Here is a 15,551-nt window from a genome sequence, read left to right on the forward strand (position 1 = left end):
TTAATAAAAAAAGCATCCAAACGAATGAATGCTTTCTTAAAAATTTATTTAATAAATCCTCTGTTTCTCAACAACGGTTTGATATCTGGATCGTGTCCTGTGAAATCTCTGAACGCCTGATTGAGATCAACAGAATTTCCTACAGAAAGAATATATTTTCTGAAACGGTCACCGTTTTCTCTTGTTAATCCTCCATTTTTTTCAATCCATTCCCATGCATCACTGTCTAAAGTTTCAGACCATAAATAAGCGTAATATCCTGCCGAATAACCGCCACCCCAAATGTGTGCAAAGTAAGGAGTATGGTATCTTGGCGGAACGGTTGATAAAGTAAATCCGTGGTTATTTAAAGACTGTTTTTCGAAATCTAAAACAGGAAGCAATTGATTTTCGCTTGTTACAGAATGCCAATCCATATCCACAGCAGCTGCAGAAACCAATTCAGTCGTCATATAACCCTGATTGAAAGTGGCTGCTTTTTTAATTTTATCAACCAACGCTTGCGGAATTGGCTTTTTCGTTTCATAATGAAGAGCATAATTTTTTAAAACTACAGGATCTAAAGCCCAATGTTCGTTAATCTGCGAAGGAAATTCCACAAAATCTCTCGGAACATTGGTTCCTGAAAGAGATGGGTATTTCTGATTGGCAAATATTCCGTGGATAGAATGACCAAACTCATGGAAAATAGTGGTTACATCATCATAGCTGATTAATGAGGGTTTTCCTGGCGCAGGTTTTTGGTAATTGTAGCAATTCACAATCACGGGTTTTGTTCCCAATAAATAAGATTGCTCAACAAAATTACTCATCCATGCACCTCCATTTTTAGAATCTCTGGTGTAAAAATCAAGATAATAAATGGCTAAAGATTTTCCGTCATGGTCAAAGACTTCATATGTCACAACATCAGGATGATACACCGGAAGGTCGGTTCTTTTTTTAAATGTCAATCCGTAGAATTTTTCGGCGGCAAAGAAAACGCCTTTTTCCAAAACGGTTGTAATTTCAAAATATGGCTTAATTTCGTTTTCATCTAAATCGAATTTTGCTTTTCTCACTTGTTCAGCATAGAAATTCCAGTCCCAAGGTTCTAGTTTGAAACCACCTTTTTGCTGATCTATTAAATCTTGAATATCTTTTGCTTCACGTTTTGCGGTTTCTACAGCGGGAGTTGCCAATTGATTCATCAATTTTACAGCTGCATCAGGAGTTTTTGCCATTTGATCCTGTAGTTTCCATTCTGCAAAGCTTTTTTTGCCTAAAATTTGGGCTTTTTTGAGTCTTAGTTTTGCCAACTTTTCGATGGTTTCTCTCGTATCGCTGTTTCCACCTTTTTCTGCTCTCATCCACGAAGCTTTGAAAACTTTTTCACGGGTAGCGCGGTTGGTTAGGTTTTGTAAAACAGGTTGTTGCGTCGTGTTTTGAAGGGCTAAAAGATATTTTCCGTCTTTCCCTGCAGTTTTTGCATCAGCGGCGGCGGCGGCAATTTCGTCCGCCGAAAGTCCGTCTAATTCTTTTACATTATCTATGATAATTCCTCCTTCTTTTCTCGCTTCCAATAATTTATTTGAATATTGGGTTGAAAGAGAAGCCATTTCTTGATTCACTTGTTTCAATTTCTCTTTATCAGCCGCAGAAAGATTGGCTCCTGCGATTTCAAAGTTTTGTTTGTAAAACTGTAAAAGTTTTGTGCTTTCAGGGTCTAAGTCTTTATCCGAAATAGATTTTATTCTTTTGTACAAATTTTCATTTAGGTACATTTTATCAGAATGTGCTGCGAAAATCGGGGCAAATTCTTCGTCTAAAGCCTGTAGAGTGGGGTTTGTATTCGCACTCGTTAAATTAGAAAAAACAGTTACGGCTCTTTTTAAAACTTCGCCACTTTTTTCTAAAGCCACGATGGTATTTTCAAAAGTTGCAGTTTCAGAATTGTTGGCAATTTTCAGAATTTCGGCGTCGTGTTGTTTTAAACCAAATTCAAAAGCGGGTTTGAAATGTTCGTTTTTAATTTTATCAAATTCCGGAGCTTCATATTGAAGTTTGCTTTTCTTCATCAATGGGTTGGAAGAAAGTGCAGCGTCAGGAACTATAGTTTCCTGTTTTACGTCGTTTGTTTTCATTGTGGTACAAGAATAATTGAATGCCAGGGCAGAAATTAATAATGCTGATGAAATGTTTTTCATATATAGAATTTATTTTTTTTATTGTTTTTCCCGCATTGTTGGGACAGATAATGTTACCACTTGTCTTCATCGATTGTTGAATTTTAAATAGTGTGACAAGGTGATTGTAGGGATAGATATTTATTGCTTTAAAGATAATACAAACTATTTTTTGATTTTAAAATTCGATTTTCTTGCCAGTTGTAATAGATTTCATAATTTAGTTGTTATTAAAATATAAAGATATTAAAAACTAAACTTGTAAACATCAAAACATGAAATCGCTATAATTTTTGAATCCAAACAAGGATGACGATGACGTGAGTGGCTGTGTACAAAAAAAATACTAAAAAATTTATATATGAAATACCCATCAATTTTACTTTTATCCGGAATTATTACGATATCGTCTTGCCAAAAAAGTGAGAACAGAAACGGAGAGTCAACCTGGCTTCCGGATGTTACAAATAAAGATCACGGACCTCTGAAGCAGAAGGAGTTTAAAGGAGATTTTGATGAAATTGAAGTTTCTCAGGCGATAGAAGCTGATGTTATTAAGTCTGATGTGGAAAGAGTTGTGATTTCTGCACCTGCCAATATTATTGATGAGGTTTTAGTAGATAATAACGGTGGCGAACTTCATATTCATTATAAAACAGGTTTTCGGGTAATGAATACAAATAATGTGAAAGCGAAAATTTATACCAAAGATTTCTCTAGATTGGAGGCTAATTCTGCTGCAATTATCGTGGTAAGAGATAAGTTTACACAAGATAAGACAGATATAGAGATATCAAGTTCGGGACATATTTCAGGAAAAATGGAAGCAAATGATATGGGGATTGATGCAGGAAGCAGTGGATCTTTTAAAGGAAATATCTGGGCAGTTAATCTGGATATTGAAGCTTCTTCAGCTGGAGAAGTTACTATTTCAGGAAAAAGTAAAAATGCTGATTTAACTTCATCGTCGGGAAGCAGTATTTCGGCAAATGATGTTGTTGCAGAAAATGTAAAAGCTGAAGCATCTAGTGGTGCAAATATAGAAATAGGAGTTACTTCAAAATTTGAAGGCAGTGCATCTTCTGGTGGAAGTATTAAAGGAATTAAAAAAGGAAATGTGACGACTGTAAACAAAGAAGAAAGCAGTGGTGGAAGTGTAAATTTACAGTAAACTATACTGCATTTTCTTCTTCTTCATCTGTTGAAGAGGTCTCCCAATCTTTATTTTCAAAGTTTAAATTATCGTAAGCCAATAAATCCTCCTCCCGCTGGAGGATTTCTTTTGTAGTGAAAAGACGAATGTCTTCATCATCCTTTGATTTCGCTAATTTACGTATGGACGCTTTGTCTATGGCCATAAACCTTTGCCCGAGACGACGGGCTGCGTATTTTCGCATTCCGGTTTCTTGAAGAACGTCTACGGCCATATCTACAGCAGTTCCTAAAGTTTCACGGTAAATATTGTCGATTCCGTTGTCAAGATAAGCATAAGCATCAATTCTGTTTTTTGCACGAACAAATATTTTCACATCTGGATATTGTTCACGAACCAAATCCGCAACAAATCTATTATCATCTGGATCATCAAGACAGAGTACTAAAACCTCAGCATCTTCAATTCCCGCAGCTCTTAGTATGGGAAGTCTTTTAGCATCACCATAGTATACTTTAAAACCATAGCTTCTCAATAGTTTCACACGGTCAGAATCTCTGTCGAGAACAGTTGCTGAGATTTTATTAGCTTTCAGAAGTCGTCCCACGGTACTTCCGAAATGCCCGAAACCTACAATGATTATTTTTTTCTGGGAAATATCAATGTCTAATATATTGAAATCTGATTTGGTCTCTGGAATTTCCTTGATGAATTTTGGAGTGATTATTTTATCATTAATAATTAAAAGAATCGGAGTGATACACATTGTAATCGCTGTCACGGCAATCATTTGAGCATTCATTTCTGCACTGAAGAGATATAGATCGGAAGCGTAATTGATTAAAACAAAAGCAAATTCTCCGACCTGAGAAAGTGCAAAGGCATAAAAGAAACTTTGAGGAGTATCAATTTTAAAGAATTTTCCGATAGCAAAAAGAACAAAAAATTTAACGGCTAAAACTATAAAAACGGTACTGAAAATAAAAACAGGATCAGCAGCAATAACGTTGAAATTCATAGTAGAGCCCACGCTTACGAAAAATACGGCAAGTAAAAGTCCTTTAAAAGGATCAATGTGTGCTTCCAATTCATGACGGAATTCACTGTTTGCCAACATTACGCCAGCCAAAAACGCTCCTAATGCAGGAGACAAGCCAATGGCAACCATTAATTCTGAAACTCCAATAACGAGAAATAGCGAAGTTGCAGTGAGTAATTCGTTCATTCCTGCTTTTGAAACATAACGCAAGAAGGGTACGAAAACATATCTTCCTAATAAAATTAATGCTACAACACCAAAAATTACGGTTCCCGCCTGCAGCCAATCGGGAAGTTTTTGAATTAAAATCTGAACTTCATTATCACTGTGTTTTACTTTTGAATGAGCCAGAACAGGCAAAATGGCCAAAATCGGAATAACGGCAATATCCTGAAATAAAAGCGTAGAAAATGATGCTTCTCCGGCTAAGGTTTTCAGGTTGTTTTTTTCTTGTAAAGTCTGTAAAACGATTGCAGTTGAGGATAGTGCAAAACACATGGCTACAGCAATGGCTTTGTTCGTATTCCAGCCAGCTAAAGTGAAGAGGATAAATAAAATTAATACAGTAAGAACCATCTGCGTTAATCCTAGTCCGACGATTTTCTTCCGCATTTCCCAAAATTTTCGGGGTTCTAATTCTAATCCAACCAAAAAAAGCAGCATGATCACTCCGAATTCACTGGCGTGCATAATGTCGTTAACATCGTTTCCTGTAAGTTTTAAGACGTAAGGGCCAATGATGATACCCCCTAAAATATAGCCAATCACTGAGCTTAATCCCAATTTTCTTGCGAGCGGAACCATAATAATGGCAACGCCCAAAAAAATCAGGGTGTTCATGGCTAAAGTTGATTCCATATTATTGATTTAGGATTTCTACAAATTTCTTTTTTTGAAGAATAATTTCTTTTTTTGACAGTTTATTAGCTTCGTAAACAATTGTGATGTCTTTGATATTTGCTCCGAAAACATTCAGAGAAACAATCAATCCGCTAATGATTTCTTCGATGGTGTATTTATAAGAGCCGTCTTTGGTGAAAGATCGTTCTTTTCCTCCGGTTGTTACAACGATGTAAACTTCTTTGTTTTTGAGGGGGTTATTTTCGCCTTCTTTTACCCAATTTCGGTCGAAAACTTCATCAATCCACAATTTTAGTAAAGGCGGAATTCCAAACCAGATAATCGGAAACTGAAATATAAAACGGTCATATTGCTGCAATCTTTTCCTTTCTCTGAAAGCGGCAATATGAAAATCAGGATATTCTTCGTACAAATCACGAAGTGTAAAATGCTGATGACGAACGTAGAAATTAATCAGTTCTACATTAGAGGTAGAATGTTCCAGATAAGGATGGGCAAAAACCACCAGTGTTTTCTTCATAAACCCGTTTTCAGTAAATATAATGAAAATTTGCTGAAATATTTTTGGCTGTGGGAGGTTTTAATGAAATTTTAATGGAAGAGTTTTTTTAAAACACTATTTTTTTTGTGGTAAATACAACCATATTGCCTCTCTAATCTTTATTTGGGAATACCTAGTTGTAATTTTTCTTTTTTCATGGTGAGAGCTTCGCTCATGGGATTTAAATCAAAAAATAAATTACCCATTTTGCTATCATAAACTTCTCCATCAATAACAAATAATTCAAGATAAGAAATATTAAACTTTTCCTTCAGAATTGCCAACATTTAAGCACCATTAATAATCTGTGATGAGTAATTTGAATTTACCTGAATTGTTTTGATCTTCTTGTCTTGAGTTACAGAAGTAATATTGTATAAATCAATCAAAAATTCTTGAAATCACTAGCTTGCTTATTAAATATTACTTTATAACCAGCTTCCTCAAGTTTAGTAATTTTTTTAGGGTTAAAACTAGTTTTTTGTGTCTGACAGGAAACTATTGAAAATAGAGAAATGATAAGTAATGATTTTAAGAATATTTTAAAATTACCACCCTCCCGAAGCACCACCGCCTCCGAAACTTCCGCCACCGCCGAAGCCTCCAAAACCGCCACCGCCTGAACTTCCACCACCGAAACCACCGCCGCCAAAACTGCCAGGGAAAGGGAATGGGAAAAAGCCTCCGGGATAGTTTCTTCTGCCCCGTCTTGTGATAATAACATCGTCGTCATCGTCATTCCCGCCACCACCACGGTTTTTGAAAATAATGATGAGAATTACGATAATTATAAATGCAATTAGAATTAGTTTTCCAAAATCAACGTCTTTTTCTTTCTTTTCAATGGGTTTAAATTTACCCTGAACTGCTTCCATAATGGCTGCCGTTCCGCGGTTGATGCCTTCGTACCAATTTCCTTCACGGAAATGTGGCGTTACGATGTAATCAATAATTTGTTTTGAAACGGATGCTGGAAGATACTGTTCCACAGATCTTCCCTGCTGAATAGCCAATTTTCTATCTTCAGTAGCAATAAGAAATACAACGCCGTTATCGACTCCTTTTTGCCCGATTCCCCATTTTTCTCCAATCATCGTAGCGACAAAATTAATGTCTTCGCCTTTTGTTGAAGGAATAATGATCACTTCAATTTCTGTAGAGGTAGAGTCAGAAAATGCAATCAGTTTTTTGTTTAACTCGTCAGTTTCTTTTTTAGACAAAAGATTTACTTCATCATAAACGGGATAAAGTAGTTTTGGCTTTTCCGGAATACTGTATTGTGCCGATACGAAAACGTAAAAGCATAGTAAGATGAATGAAAATACTGATTTATGAAAATGTAATTTCATTGGAAATTTCGTTGGTATTTTCTCCCGTTACCGGAAAATGTTTTTTGAGTTCTAAGCCTGTTTTTAAAATAGCATCACGAAGGGCTTCGAAAAATTTACCATTAGCAAATTTTATTGTAATCTCATCATGCAAAGCATCCCAATAGGATTGATTTACTCTTTCATGAATGCCCTTATCACCAATGATGGTTAAATATTTTTGTTCAAAATTAACATGAAAAAGAACCGCATTGAGTTCTGCGGTCTTATTCATGCAAAGTTCTTTGAAAACATCGTAGGCTCTTTCAGCATTGTTGGTTTCTGTATTTGAGTCGATATGCACCCTGATCTCTCCCGTAGAATGATCTTCTGCGGATTGTATGGCATCTACAAGTAATGCAATGTGTTGATCTGTAAGGAAGTTGCTCACGCTTTTTTAATTATTCTGAAAATACATCCGGTGCTTTTTCTGCTCCTGCAGCTGCTTTGAAAGATGGTTTTTCTTTGAAGTTGGTAAAGTTGGCAATAATATTTCCGGGGAATTGCTTGATTGATGTGTTGTAATCTCTCACAGCATCGTTGTAGTAAACGGTTTCTGATCTTATGCTGTTTTCTATAGCAATATATTCGCTTTGGAAATTAATATATTGTTGGTCTGCTTTCAAATTAGGATAAGATTCTACAACCGCCATTAATCTACTTAAAGCACCAGATAATTCTCCTTGTGCAGCCTGGAATTTTGCCAAATCCTGCTCTGTCATATTAGTAGGGTCAATGTTTATAGACGTTGCTTTAGATCTAGCTTCAATTACTTTCGTTAAAGTTTCTTGTTCAAATTTAGAATAAGCTTTTACAGTTCTTTCAAGATTTGGGATTAAATTAGCTCTTTTTTGATAAACGGTTTCTACGTTAGACCATTTGTTGTCTACAATTGCTTCTTTGGCAACAAAATTATTGTACCCGTTTTTTCCCCAAAAGAAAATAATTGCAACAATTACCAAAAGTGCAATTCCGATAGTTCCTGCGCTAAGGCAGCCTTTGTTTTTCATAGTCTGTATGTTTTTTTTAATTTTTGCGTTTTCCAAATATACAAATTATGTGCTATTTTTGTAAAAAATATTAAAAATGACAACAATTGTGGTGGCGATGGGCGAGAAAAACGAAATTGGAGTAGATAATAAGCTCCTTTGGCATCTTCCGAAAGATTTAAAACATTTTAAAGAACTCACATCCGGATATCCGATTATTATGGGCAGAAAAACCTACGAGAGTATCGGGAAAGCACTTCCAAACCGCACTAATATTGTTGTTTCGAGAAAGAAAAATTGGTTTCAGGAAGGTATTTTAATTGTAGGAAGTATAAAAGAAGCCGTGAAATTTGCTAAAAAAATCGATGATAACATATTCATTATCGGTGGAGGAAATATTTATGAGCAAACCATAGAAATTGCAGACAGATTAGAGGTTACTTTAGTAAAAGCGCAGTTGGATGCAGATACTTTTTTCCCTAAAATCGATACTAAAATATGGAAGTTAACAGAAGATGTTTTTCATGAGAAAGATGAGAAGAATAATTACGACTTCAGTTTTCAAACCTATGAAAGAATTGAAAACTGAATATAAAAAATTCTGATTGTCTGCAATCTGTCATCATTGAAAACCCTTTGTATTCTTTGCTAAGTTTTCGCTTTCACCGGTAAATTTTTAAAATCTTATTGCAATCGGTGGGTTTTTTGCCAGCGTTAAAAACGGATAGTAGTTTTTTTTTAAAAAAACTTTGTCAATCTTTGTTTAAAATTGGCAATATGATTAATAACGGACAATTAAATAAAAAAATGATATTCTTAGAGTCCGTTTAAATTTCATCAAAATTAATTTCCCCAACCCTAAAGGGAGTTAATTTTGATGAAATTTTCAAGGCATTTTTCCACCCTTTAGGGTTGGGGAAAAGAAAAATGCCTGGAAAATTTGTTTTTTAATCATTTTTAAACAGACTCTTAGATTCTAAAATTAATTTTTAAGTTCAATGAAATTAAAATCATTACCAATCTTATTTCAGCCAATTCATGGCTTTAAATTTTAAATTTTAAATCTTGAATTTACTATCTTTGCATTTCTAAAATTTAAACATGAACAAATACATAAAATTTGTTATCTCTGCGCTGATGATTGCAGCAGCAGTTTATTTGATGATGAACAGAAATATCGGTTGGGGAATCGTTTTGGTAATTCTTTCCGCAGTTCCTATTTTCCTGTATTTTAAAAACGAATATATTTTATTGGCTTTCTGGCAATTAAGAAAGCAAAATATGGAGAAAGCAGGTCTTTGGCTAAGAAAAATAACGAACTATACTTCGCAATTGGATAAAAACCAATATGGGTATTTTCATTATTTACAAGGTTTAACTTTAGCCCAAGACAACCCAACGAAAATAGAACCCTATATGAAAAAAGCGTTGGATTATGGTTTGAATATGAAGCACGACAGAGCAATGGCAACCCTTAATCTTGCTGCAGCTGCACTTTCTAAAGGAAGAAAGCAGGAAGGGCAGAAACTTTTGGAAGAAGCAAAAAGACTTGATACCGCAGGAATGATGACGGAGCACATTAAAACGATGAAGGCTCAGCTGAAAATGCCAACGATGCAAAAACACGTTCACAATCCTCACATGAGACAGAGAGGGAAGTTTTAAAATAAAAGCTAAATAAAATGCACTTGAGAAATCAGGTGCATTTTTTTACATTTCTGAATTATTTTCGTAGCCGTAGAATTTAGGCATTTGCCACTGGTACTTTACAGCCAATGTTCTAATGGCAACAATTAATAGAATAGTGAAAATTTGGATAATTGTATAAGACAGATTGGTGAAAGTGGTGAGTAGCAGAAATATTGCCCCACCAATAATACAAGCACTTGCGTAAATTTCTTTTCTAAAAATTAAAGGGATTCTGTTCAGTAATATATCCCGAATAATTCCTCCGAAACATCCTGTAATTGTTCCCAATCCGATGCAAATCAAAGGATGGATATCTGCATTTAAACCCTTTTGAACACCGATAATTGTAAACAGTCCCAACCCGAAACTGTCAAAGATAAATAGGGTAACTTTAAAGTTTTTCTCGATAGATTTAAAAACCATAGAAAAAATACTTGTCGCCAAAATTAATCCACACATTAAAAGATCGTGCATCCAAAAAACAGGAATGTCTAACAATAAATCCCGTATTGTTCCGCCTCCAACAGAGGTTACAAAGGCAATAATCAAAACTCCAAACGGATCAAGCCGTTTTTGCATCGCAGCAAAACTTCCCGACATTGAAAAAGAGATTGTCCCAAGGATTTCTATTAGAAAATTGAATTGCTCGTGCATTGATTGTAAATGATGATTTGTAATGTGGTATTGATAAGAAATTCAGGAATGAACAAATTATCAACAATCATTTATCGGTTATTTTTCAACTCTTACCGCTTCGGGAACCAAGAGTTCGTACTCGCCTCGATGGTTGATGATTTCTCTTACAATGCTGCTGCTGATGAAAGATTTTCCAGATGAGGTTAACAGAAAAACGGTTTCAAGTTTTTTATGGGCCAAAGTTCTATTGGTATGAGCAATAGCTTTTTCAAATTCAAAATCGGCAGGATTTCTAAGGCCTCTTAGGATGAACTGGGCATTTTTTGCGAAGCAATAATCAACAGTTAAGCCTTCAAAATAATCTACTTCTACGTTGGGAAATTCGGCAACAGAATTTTGTATGAATTCCATTCTTTTATCAATAGGAAACATATATTTCTTCTGAGAATTTTGACCAATAGCAATGATTACTTTGTCGAAAAGTGCGGCAGCTCTTTCTATAATGTCGTAATGTCCTAGCGTAATAGGATCAAAAGACCCTGGGAAAACAGCAATTTTCATGCGTGAAAGGTTTTGGGTTTGGGTTTTGGGTTTAAGAGCAGCTCAAAAACCCTAACTAATTATTTTTAAAATGATAATTTATATACCTGTCCGTTTTTCAGACGGATTCTATTTTTCAGCATAAATCCTCGAATATTTAGATTTAAAATCGTTTAAAATTTTCATTAAAGCACTATTTAAAAATCAAATTCGGGCATTCATAGCTGATTATTTTTATTTTACAAGTAGTAAAAGCAATATGAGAAGCCTTCCTATTTCTGCTTATTCAGAGCTTTCTCAACTTCATTTCCACAAAGATCTTTTATAGAAATTCCGTAGATTTTTGCTTGTTGAGGAAGTATGCTTGCAGGAGAGAAACCTGGGTTGGTATTCATTTCCAGCATATAAGGAACTCCGTTCATCAAGATAAATTCACTTCTAGAAAAACCACTCATTCCCAAAGAATTATAGGCTTTTTTGGAGATTTCTTCTACTTTAATTCTTGTTTCATCGTCTATTCTTGCAGGAGTAATTTCTTCTGAAGCACCCTCGTACTTGGCTTCGTAATCAAAAAATTCATTTTGAGGAACAATTTCTGTTATACCCAAAACAATGGTTTCTCCTTTGAAATCTATTACACCCACAGAAACCTCCATGCCGTCTAGGAAACTTTCAATTAAAATTTCATCATCTTCTTTAAAAGCGAATTCAGTAGCAGCAATCAGTTCAGATTTTTCTTTCACTTTAGAAATTCCTAAAGAAGATCCAGATTGGTTGGGTTTTACAAATAAAGGGAGTTTTAGATTTTCAATAATTTCATCTACATTGATCGCTTCTCCTTTTCTTAAATAAATGCTTTTAGCAGAAGGTATTCCGTATTTAGAAAGAACAGCTAAAGTATCTTTTTTATTGAATGTTAACGCACTTTGATAAAAATCACAACCTGTATATTTTTGCCCGATTGCGTCCCAGTAAGCTTGCAAAATTCCATTTTCGCCAGGTGTTCCGTGGATGGTATTGAAGCAAACATCAAATTTCAGAATAGATTCATCAGATTTTTTTACTGAGAAATTTTCTTTATTGATTTCATATTTATTTTCATTTTCATCCAAAAAATACCATTCGTCTTTCAGGATTACGATTTTATATACTTCATAAAGGTCTCTGTCTAAAGAGTCAAAAATCAGCTGTCCGCTTTTAAGAGAAACCTTATATTCTTCGGAATAGCCGCCCATTACTACGGCTACATTTTTTTTGTTCATATCTAAATGCATCTTTCAAGTAAGGCAAATTTAATGATTTTAGGTAATGGTATAGCTTATTTTTGAAAAATTTAAGTGTTAACCAAAAAATCTTAAATAAATTCTATTCTAAAATTATTAATTATATTTGCCATTACAAATAAGAGTTTATAAGCATGCTCAAATCATTTTTCAATTGGAGGGTTCTCCTGAATTTAATTCTTGCAGCCGGGGTTTTTGTAGGTTTAGTTTACCTTACATTCCGTTGGCTTGAGATTCATACACATCATGGAGATGAATTGCAGGTTCCTAATGTAGTCAATAAATCTGTACACGATGCCGTGAAAATTCTGGATGATTCTGGATTAGAATACGAAGTCGACAGCTTTAAATATGATCCTCGATATAGGCCTTTTCAGGTTTTGCAAATTTATCCTGCACCAGGATCTCGTGTGAAAAACGGAAGGTCTGTTACCTTAAAAGTAAACCCAAGAAGTTGGGCTCCAGTTTCTGTACCTGATGTTATCAATAAATATTCAGGTCTTGGTTTTCAGCGTTTAGATCAGGTGGGTCTTAAGGTAGGGGATACTATTTATGAGCCGAGTATTCAAAAAGATGCTATTTTAAGGATTTTATTTAAAGGAAGTACAATAAAACCAGGAACAAAAATCCCTAGGTTCTCAATTATTGATGTTGTAATTGGTAGTGGACCGATGCGGAATATTGGAATTCCGAATGTTGTGGGCCTTACTGTAAAAGAAGCAAAAGCAGTTATAGCCAGAAATCTTTTTGAAATTGGAGTAATAGACTATGAAGATGGAGGGCGTGATGATAATGACATTGTTTATTACCAAGATCCAGCTTCTGGCGACATTCGTGATCAAGGAATGCAAATTGATCTTTGGGCCAGTAAAAAAACACCAGCAGAATTAATGGATAAAATAAATGAACTTAATTCTACTTACAGAATGAAAGTTGACACTACTTTGCCACCAGTGAGGTATGAGGAAGTGTCTAGTTTCCAAGATACTGCACCGATAGAAACAGCTCCCGTAGCAGATCCTCCGAGGAGAGAGACGCCGAAGAATGATGCGACAAAGCCTAAAACGTCTACTCCGGCAAATGATAAACCGAAGGCCAAAAAGGTAATCGTGTAAAAATAAAAGATTTAAAATTCAACAATAATAATCAGGCTTCAACGGTAAATCAACGTTGAAGCTTTTTATATAAATTAAAAATGATAGAAGACAACGAAGAATTTTTTGAAGAAGAAATAGAATCTTCTGGTGAAGAAAATCTTGATATAGATGAAGAGAATAAAGGGCTTTATGAGCATGTCAATATCACTGCAGATCCCAAACAAGAACCTTTAAGGATAGATAAATTTCTTCTGAATTATCGTCAAAATTCTTCTAGAAACAAAATATCCCAGACATGCCGCGCTGGCAATGTAGTGGTTAACGGAGTTTCGGTAAAACAAAATTACCGTGTTAAACCGGGAGATCAAATTTCGGTTCTTTTGGCTCACCCGCCGAGGCAAAATGTTATTATTCCTCAAGATATTCCGATTGATATTATTTATGAAGATGATGACGTGGTTGTGGTAGACAAAAAGGCAGGGATGGTGGTGCATCCTGGTCATGGAAATTGGGATAAAACTTTGATTAACGCCCTTGCCTATCATTTTGAAAAAAACGGAGCTAAATCTGACCTTGATAGAGTGGGATTGGTACACCGTATTGATAAAGATACTTCGGGTCTTTTGGTTATTGCTAAAAATGAATATGCCCTAAGTTTTCTTGCTAAACAATTTTTTGAGAGAAAAACCAAGCGTCTTTATTGGGCTTTTGTTTGGGGGAATGTGAAAGATGACGAGGGCACAATACGTGGTCATATTGGTAGACATCCGAAAAATAGAATGCAAATGTACACCTATGAAGATGGAAGTCAGGGTAAACATGCTGTTACCCACTACAAAGTTTTAGAAAGGTTTAGATATATGACGTGGGTAGAATGCAAATTAGAAACCGGTAGAACGCATCAGATAAGGGCTCACTTCAAACATATCGGTCACACATTGTTTAACGACGAAAGGTATGAGGGGCATACGCCTCTCCGAGGTGTGAATCTTCCTAAGTATAAGCAGTTTATAAAAAATGTCTTCGAAGTTTTACCAAGACATGCATTGCATGCCCATACCCTCGGTTTTATACATCCCACTACAAAAAAGGAATTGTATTTTGAAAGCCCAATGCCACAAGATATGACGGATGCTGTAAAAAAATGGAGAAATTATTCAGAAAACTAAAAATATATTGAGAATTTTTTTATATTTGTTGAATTGAAATCAAGATTTGTTATGAGAAAACTATATGCTATCGTATGTTTAGCTCTTTTGTCTAATGCATACAAAGCACAAGAATCACTACCATACTATCAACAATATCTTTTGGATGGTGAGTTCCTGTTCAACCCTGCTCAATACGGTAAAACGGACTATGTTCAGCTTAATCTTAACTATCAGCAACAATTTTCGAAGTTTAGTGAATCCCCAAATGTACAATCAGTAGGGATTAATGCTAATATCTTTGATAGAGTAGGTGCTGGTATTTCTGTCTTTAGAGACAGCAACGGACCAATTTCAGCTGGAGGTATTACAGCTGGTGCGTCTTATTTTATTCCGCTAAGCAGTGAAGGAGAGAGAAAAGATCAGTTTTCTTTTGGTACAAGTGTTAATTTTTATAATATGAATTTCGATTATACAAAAATTAATACTGAAGACGGCTACGACCCTTTGCTACAAGGTAACGAAAGTAATATCTTTATGGTGTATGCCAACTTTGGTATGGCTGCAACGTACAAAGGTTTATTTGGAGGTGTTTCCGTAAACGATATTGCTTTAAGCAACGATGAAGCCATTGTAAATAACTATGAGCCTTCACCAATTAAATTCTTTTTAAACTTAGGATACGATTGGAATTTAGCAGATAATATCGCTTTAACGCCATCTGTATTAGTAAATCTTAATACCAACTCTACAAGAATGATGGATTTGAACCTTATGGCGACATTCTCAAACGAGGTAAATGCATTCTCAGTAGGAGCAAGCTATAGAACTGTGCAAAACAGATTTGACAGCCAAACACTACAAGTTGCACCAGTGGTAAAAGTAAGGTTAAACAAACTAATGATTGGAGCAACTTACAATCTTGGTCTTTCTGATATCCAGGAGTATGGTGGAAACAGTTTCATGATTGGTCTTGGTTATAACTTCGACAACTTTATTAATCGTAGAGGTTTTAGATACTAATATGATTTAATTTAAATAAA

The 15,551-nt window shown here is 35.0% G+C and carries 16 protein-coding genes; 6 read left to right on the top strand and 10 right to left on the bottom strand.

The features are described 5' to 3' along the window. Nucleotides 1–44 precede the first annotated feature (44 nt). Complete coding sequence (locus BW939_RS14660) at nt 45–2,186, bottom strand: M3 family metallopeptidase (RefSeq protein ID WP_076452772.1); 2,142 nt, start codon at nt 2,184–2,186, stop codon at nt 45–47. Nucleotides 2,187–2,526: 340 nt separating this feature from the next. On the opposite strand from BW939_RS14660, the gene BW939_RS14665 reads away from it, so the two are divergent. Then, nucleotides 2,527–3,336: a head GIN domain-containing protein gene (locus BW939_RS14665; protein WP_076452773.1), complete on the top strand. Its 810-nt coding sequence runs from the start codon at nt 2,527–2,529 to the stop codon at nt 3,334–3,336. A gap of 1 nt (nt 3,337) precedes the next feature. Here the strand turns inward: BW939_RS14665 and BW939_RS14670 are convergent, their stop codons facing one another. The 6 genes from BW939_RS14670 to BW939_RS14690 all read right to left on the bottom strand — a co-directional run bounded on the left by BW939_RS14670 (nt 3,338) and on the right by BW939_RS14690 (nt 8,136). Beyond that, nucleotides 3,338–5,215, bottom strand: coding sequence for a monovalent cation:proton antiporter-2 (CPA2) family protein (locus BW939_RS14670; protein ID WP_076452774.1), 1,878 nt, complete (start codon nt 5,213–5,215; stop codon nt 3,338–3,340). Between the two features lies 1 nt (nt 5,216). Continuing rightward, nucleotides 5,217–5,738: an NAD(P)H-dependent oxidoreductase gene (locus BW939_RS14675; RefSeq protein WP_076452775.1), complete on the bottom strand. Its 522-nt coding sequence runs from the start codon at nt 5,736–5,738 to the stop codon at nt 5,217–5,219. 140 nt (nt 5,739–5,878) lie between these two features. Further along, nucleotides 5,879–6,046 carry a hypothetical protein gene (locus BW939_RS15895; protein WP_159439282.1) on the bottom strand — a complete coding sequence of 56 codons (168 nt, stop codon included), beginning with the start codon at nt 6,044–6,046 and terminating at the stop codon, nt 5,879–5,881. 261 nt (nt 6,047–6,307) lie between these two features. Beyond that, the gene (locus BW939_RS14680) at nt 6,308–7,108 is read right to left on the bottom strand and encodes a TPM domain-containing protein (RefSeq protein WP_076452776.1); all 801 of its coding nucleotides are present in this window, start codon (nt 7,106–7,108) and stop codon (nt 6,308–6,310) included. Further along, complete coding sequence (locus BW939_RS14685; protein WP_076452777.1) at nt 7,089–7,517, bottom strand: TPM domain-containing protein; 429 nt, start codon at nt 7,515–7,517, stop codon at nt 7,089–7,091. Before BW939_RS14685 ends, BW939_RS14680 begins: the two co-directional genes overlap by 20 nt. 10 nt (nt 7,518–7,527) lie before the next feature. Continuing rightward, nucleotides 7,528–8,136 (bottom strand): LemA family protein, encoded by a 609-nt coding sequence (locus tag BW939_RS14690; protein WP_076452835.1) that lies wholly within the window; start codon nt 8,134–8,136, stop codon nt 7,528–7,530. A 76-nt stretch (nt 8,137–8,212) separates the two neighbouring features. Here BW939_RS14690 and BW939_RS14695 point away from each other — a divergent pair, with 76 nt between their 5' ends. After that, entirely contained in the window at nt 8,213–8,704 is a 492-nt protein-coding gene (locus BW939_RS14695; RefSeq protein ID WP_076452778.1) for a dihydrofolate reductase, read from the top strand. A gap of 512 nt (nt 8,705–9,216) precedes the next feature. Then, nucleotides 9,217–9,780 carry a hypothetical protein gene (locus BW939_RS14700; protein ID WP_076452779.1) on the top strand — a complete coding sequence of 188 codons (564 nt, stop codon included), beginning with the start codon at nt 9,217–9,219 and terminating at the stop codon, nt 9,778–9,780. A 45-nt stretch (nt 9,781–9,825) separates the two neighbouring features. Here the strand turns inward: BW939_RS14700 and BW939_RS14705 are convergent, their stop codons facing one another. From BW939_RS14705 to BW939_RS14715, 3 genes are all read right to left on the bottom strand, one after another. Continuing rightward, complete coding sequence (locus BW939_RS14705) at nt 9,826–10,458, bottom strand: trimeric intracellular cation channel family protein (RefSeq protein ID WP_076452780.1); 633 nt, start codon at nt 10,456–10,458, stop codon at nt 9,826–9,828. A 78-nt stretch (nt 10,459–10,536) separates the two neighbouring features. Then, nucleotides 10,537–11,001, bottom strand: a complete 465-nt coding sequence (gene coaD / locus BW939_RS14710; RefSeq protein WP_076452781.1) for a pantetheine-phosphate adenylyltransferase — start codon at nt 10,999–11,001, stop codon at nt 10,537–10,539. A 251-nt stretch (nt 11,002–11,252) separates the two neighbouring features. Further along, nucleotides 11,253–12,242, bottom strand: coding sequence for a D-alanine--D-alanine ligase (locus tag BW939_RS14715; RefSeq protein ID WP_076452782.1), 990 nt, complete (start codon nt 12,240–12,242; stop codon nt 11,253–11,255). Nucleotides 12,243–12,397: 155 nt separating this feature from the next. On the opposite strand from BW939_RS14715, the gene BW939_RS14720 reads away from it, so the two are divergent. The 3 genes from BW939_RS14720 (at nt 12,398) to BW939_RS14730 (ending at nt 15,531) form a co-directional block, all read left to right on the top strand. Further along, on the top strand, nt 12,398–13,378 hold the full coding sequence (locus BW939_RS14720) for a PASTA domain-containing protein (RefSeq protein WP_076452783.1): 981 nt from the start codon (nt 12,398–12,400) through the stop codon (nt 13,376–13,378). Between the two features lie 80 nt (nt 13,379–13,458). Then, entirely contained in the window at nt 13,459–14,529 is a 1,071-nt protein-coding gene (locus BW939_RS14725) for an RluA family pseudouridine synthase (RefSeq protein ID WP_076452784.1), read from the top strand. Nucleotides 14,530–14,580: 51 nt separating this feature from the next. Continuing rightward, on the top strand, nt 14,581–15,531 hold the full coding sequence (locus BW939_RS14730; protein ID WP_076452785.1) for a PorP/SprF family type IX secretion system membrane protein: 951 nt from the start codon (nt 14,581–14,583) through the stop codon (nt 15,529–15,531). Nucleotides 15,532–15,551 lie beyond the last annotated feature (20 nt).

Origin of the sequence: Chryseobacterium piscicola, from assembly GCF_900156685.1 — a bacterium.
GTDB classification, from domain to species: domain Bacteria; phylum Bacteroidota; class Bacteroidia; order Flavobacteriales; family Weeksellaceae; genus Chryseobacterium; species Chryseobacterium piscicola.

Bases quoted from the DNA above. Each gene is read 5' to 3' on its own strand.
- BW939_RS14690 (WP_076452835.1), bottom strand. From the start codon at position 8,136: ATGAAAAACAAAGGCTGCCTTAGCGCAGGAACTATCGGAATTGCACTT.
- BW939_RS14725 (WP_076452784.1), top strand. From the start codon at position 13,459: ATGATAGAAGACAACGAAGAATTTTTTGAAGAAGAAATAGAATCTTCT.
- BW939_RS14705 (WP_076452780.1), bottom strand. From the start codon at position 10,458: ATGCACGAGCAATTCAATTTTCTAATAGAAATCCTTGGGACAATCTCT.
- BW939_RS14720 (WP_076452783.1), top strand. From the start codon at position 12,398: ATGCTCAAATCATTTTTCAATTGGAGGGTTCTCCTGAATTTAATTCTT.
- BW939_RS14715 (WP_076452782.1), bottom strand. From the start codon at position 12,242: ATGAACAAAAAAAATGTAGCCGTAGTAATGGGCGGCTATTCCGAAGAA.
- BW939_RS14680 (WP_076452776.1), bottom strand. From the start codon at position 7,108: ATGAAATTACATTTTCATAAATCAGTATTTTCATTCATCTTACTATGC.
- BW939_RS14675 (WP_076452775.1), bottom strand. From the start codon at position 5,738: ATGAAGAAAACACTGGTGGTTTTTGCCCATCCTTATCTGGAACATTCT.
- coaD (WP_076452781.1), bottom strand. From the start codon at position 11,001: ATGAAAATTGCTGTTTTCCCAGGGTCTTTTGATCCTATTACGCTAGGA.
- BW939_RS14670 (WP_076452774.1), bottom strand. From the start codon at position 5,215: ATGGAATCAACTTTAGCCATGAACACCCTGATTTTTTTGGGCGTTGCC.
- BW939_RS14730 (WP_076452785.1), top strand. From the start codon at position 14,581: ATGAGAAAACTATATGCTATCGTATGTTTAGCTCTTTTGTCTAATGCA.
- BW939_RS15895 (WP_159439282.1), bottom strand. From the start codon at position 6,046: ATGTTGGCAATTCTGAAGGAAAAGTTTAATATTTCTTATCTTGAATTA.
- BW939_RS14660 (WP_076452772.1), bottom strand. From the start codon at position 2,186: ATGAAAAACATTTCATCAGCATTATTAATTTCTGCCCTGGCATTCAAT.
- BW939_RS14700 (WP_076452779.1), top strand. From the start codon at position 9,217: ATGAACAAATACATAAAATTTGTTATCTCTGCGCTGATGATTGCAGCA.
- BW939_RS14695 (WP_076452778.1), top strand. From the start codon at position 8,213: ATGACAACAATTGTGGTGGCGATGGGCGAGAAAAACGAAATTGGAGTA.
- BW939_RS14665 (WP_076452773.1), top strand. From the start codon at position 2,527: ATGAAATACCCATCAATTTTACTTTTATCCGGAATTATTACGATATCG.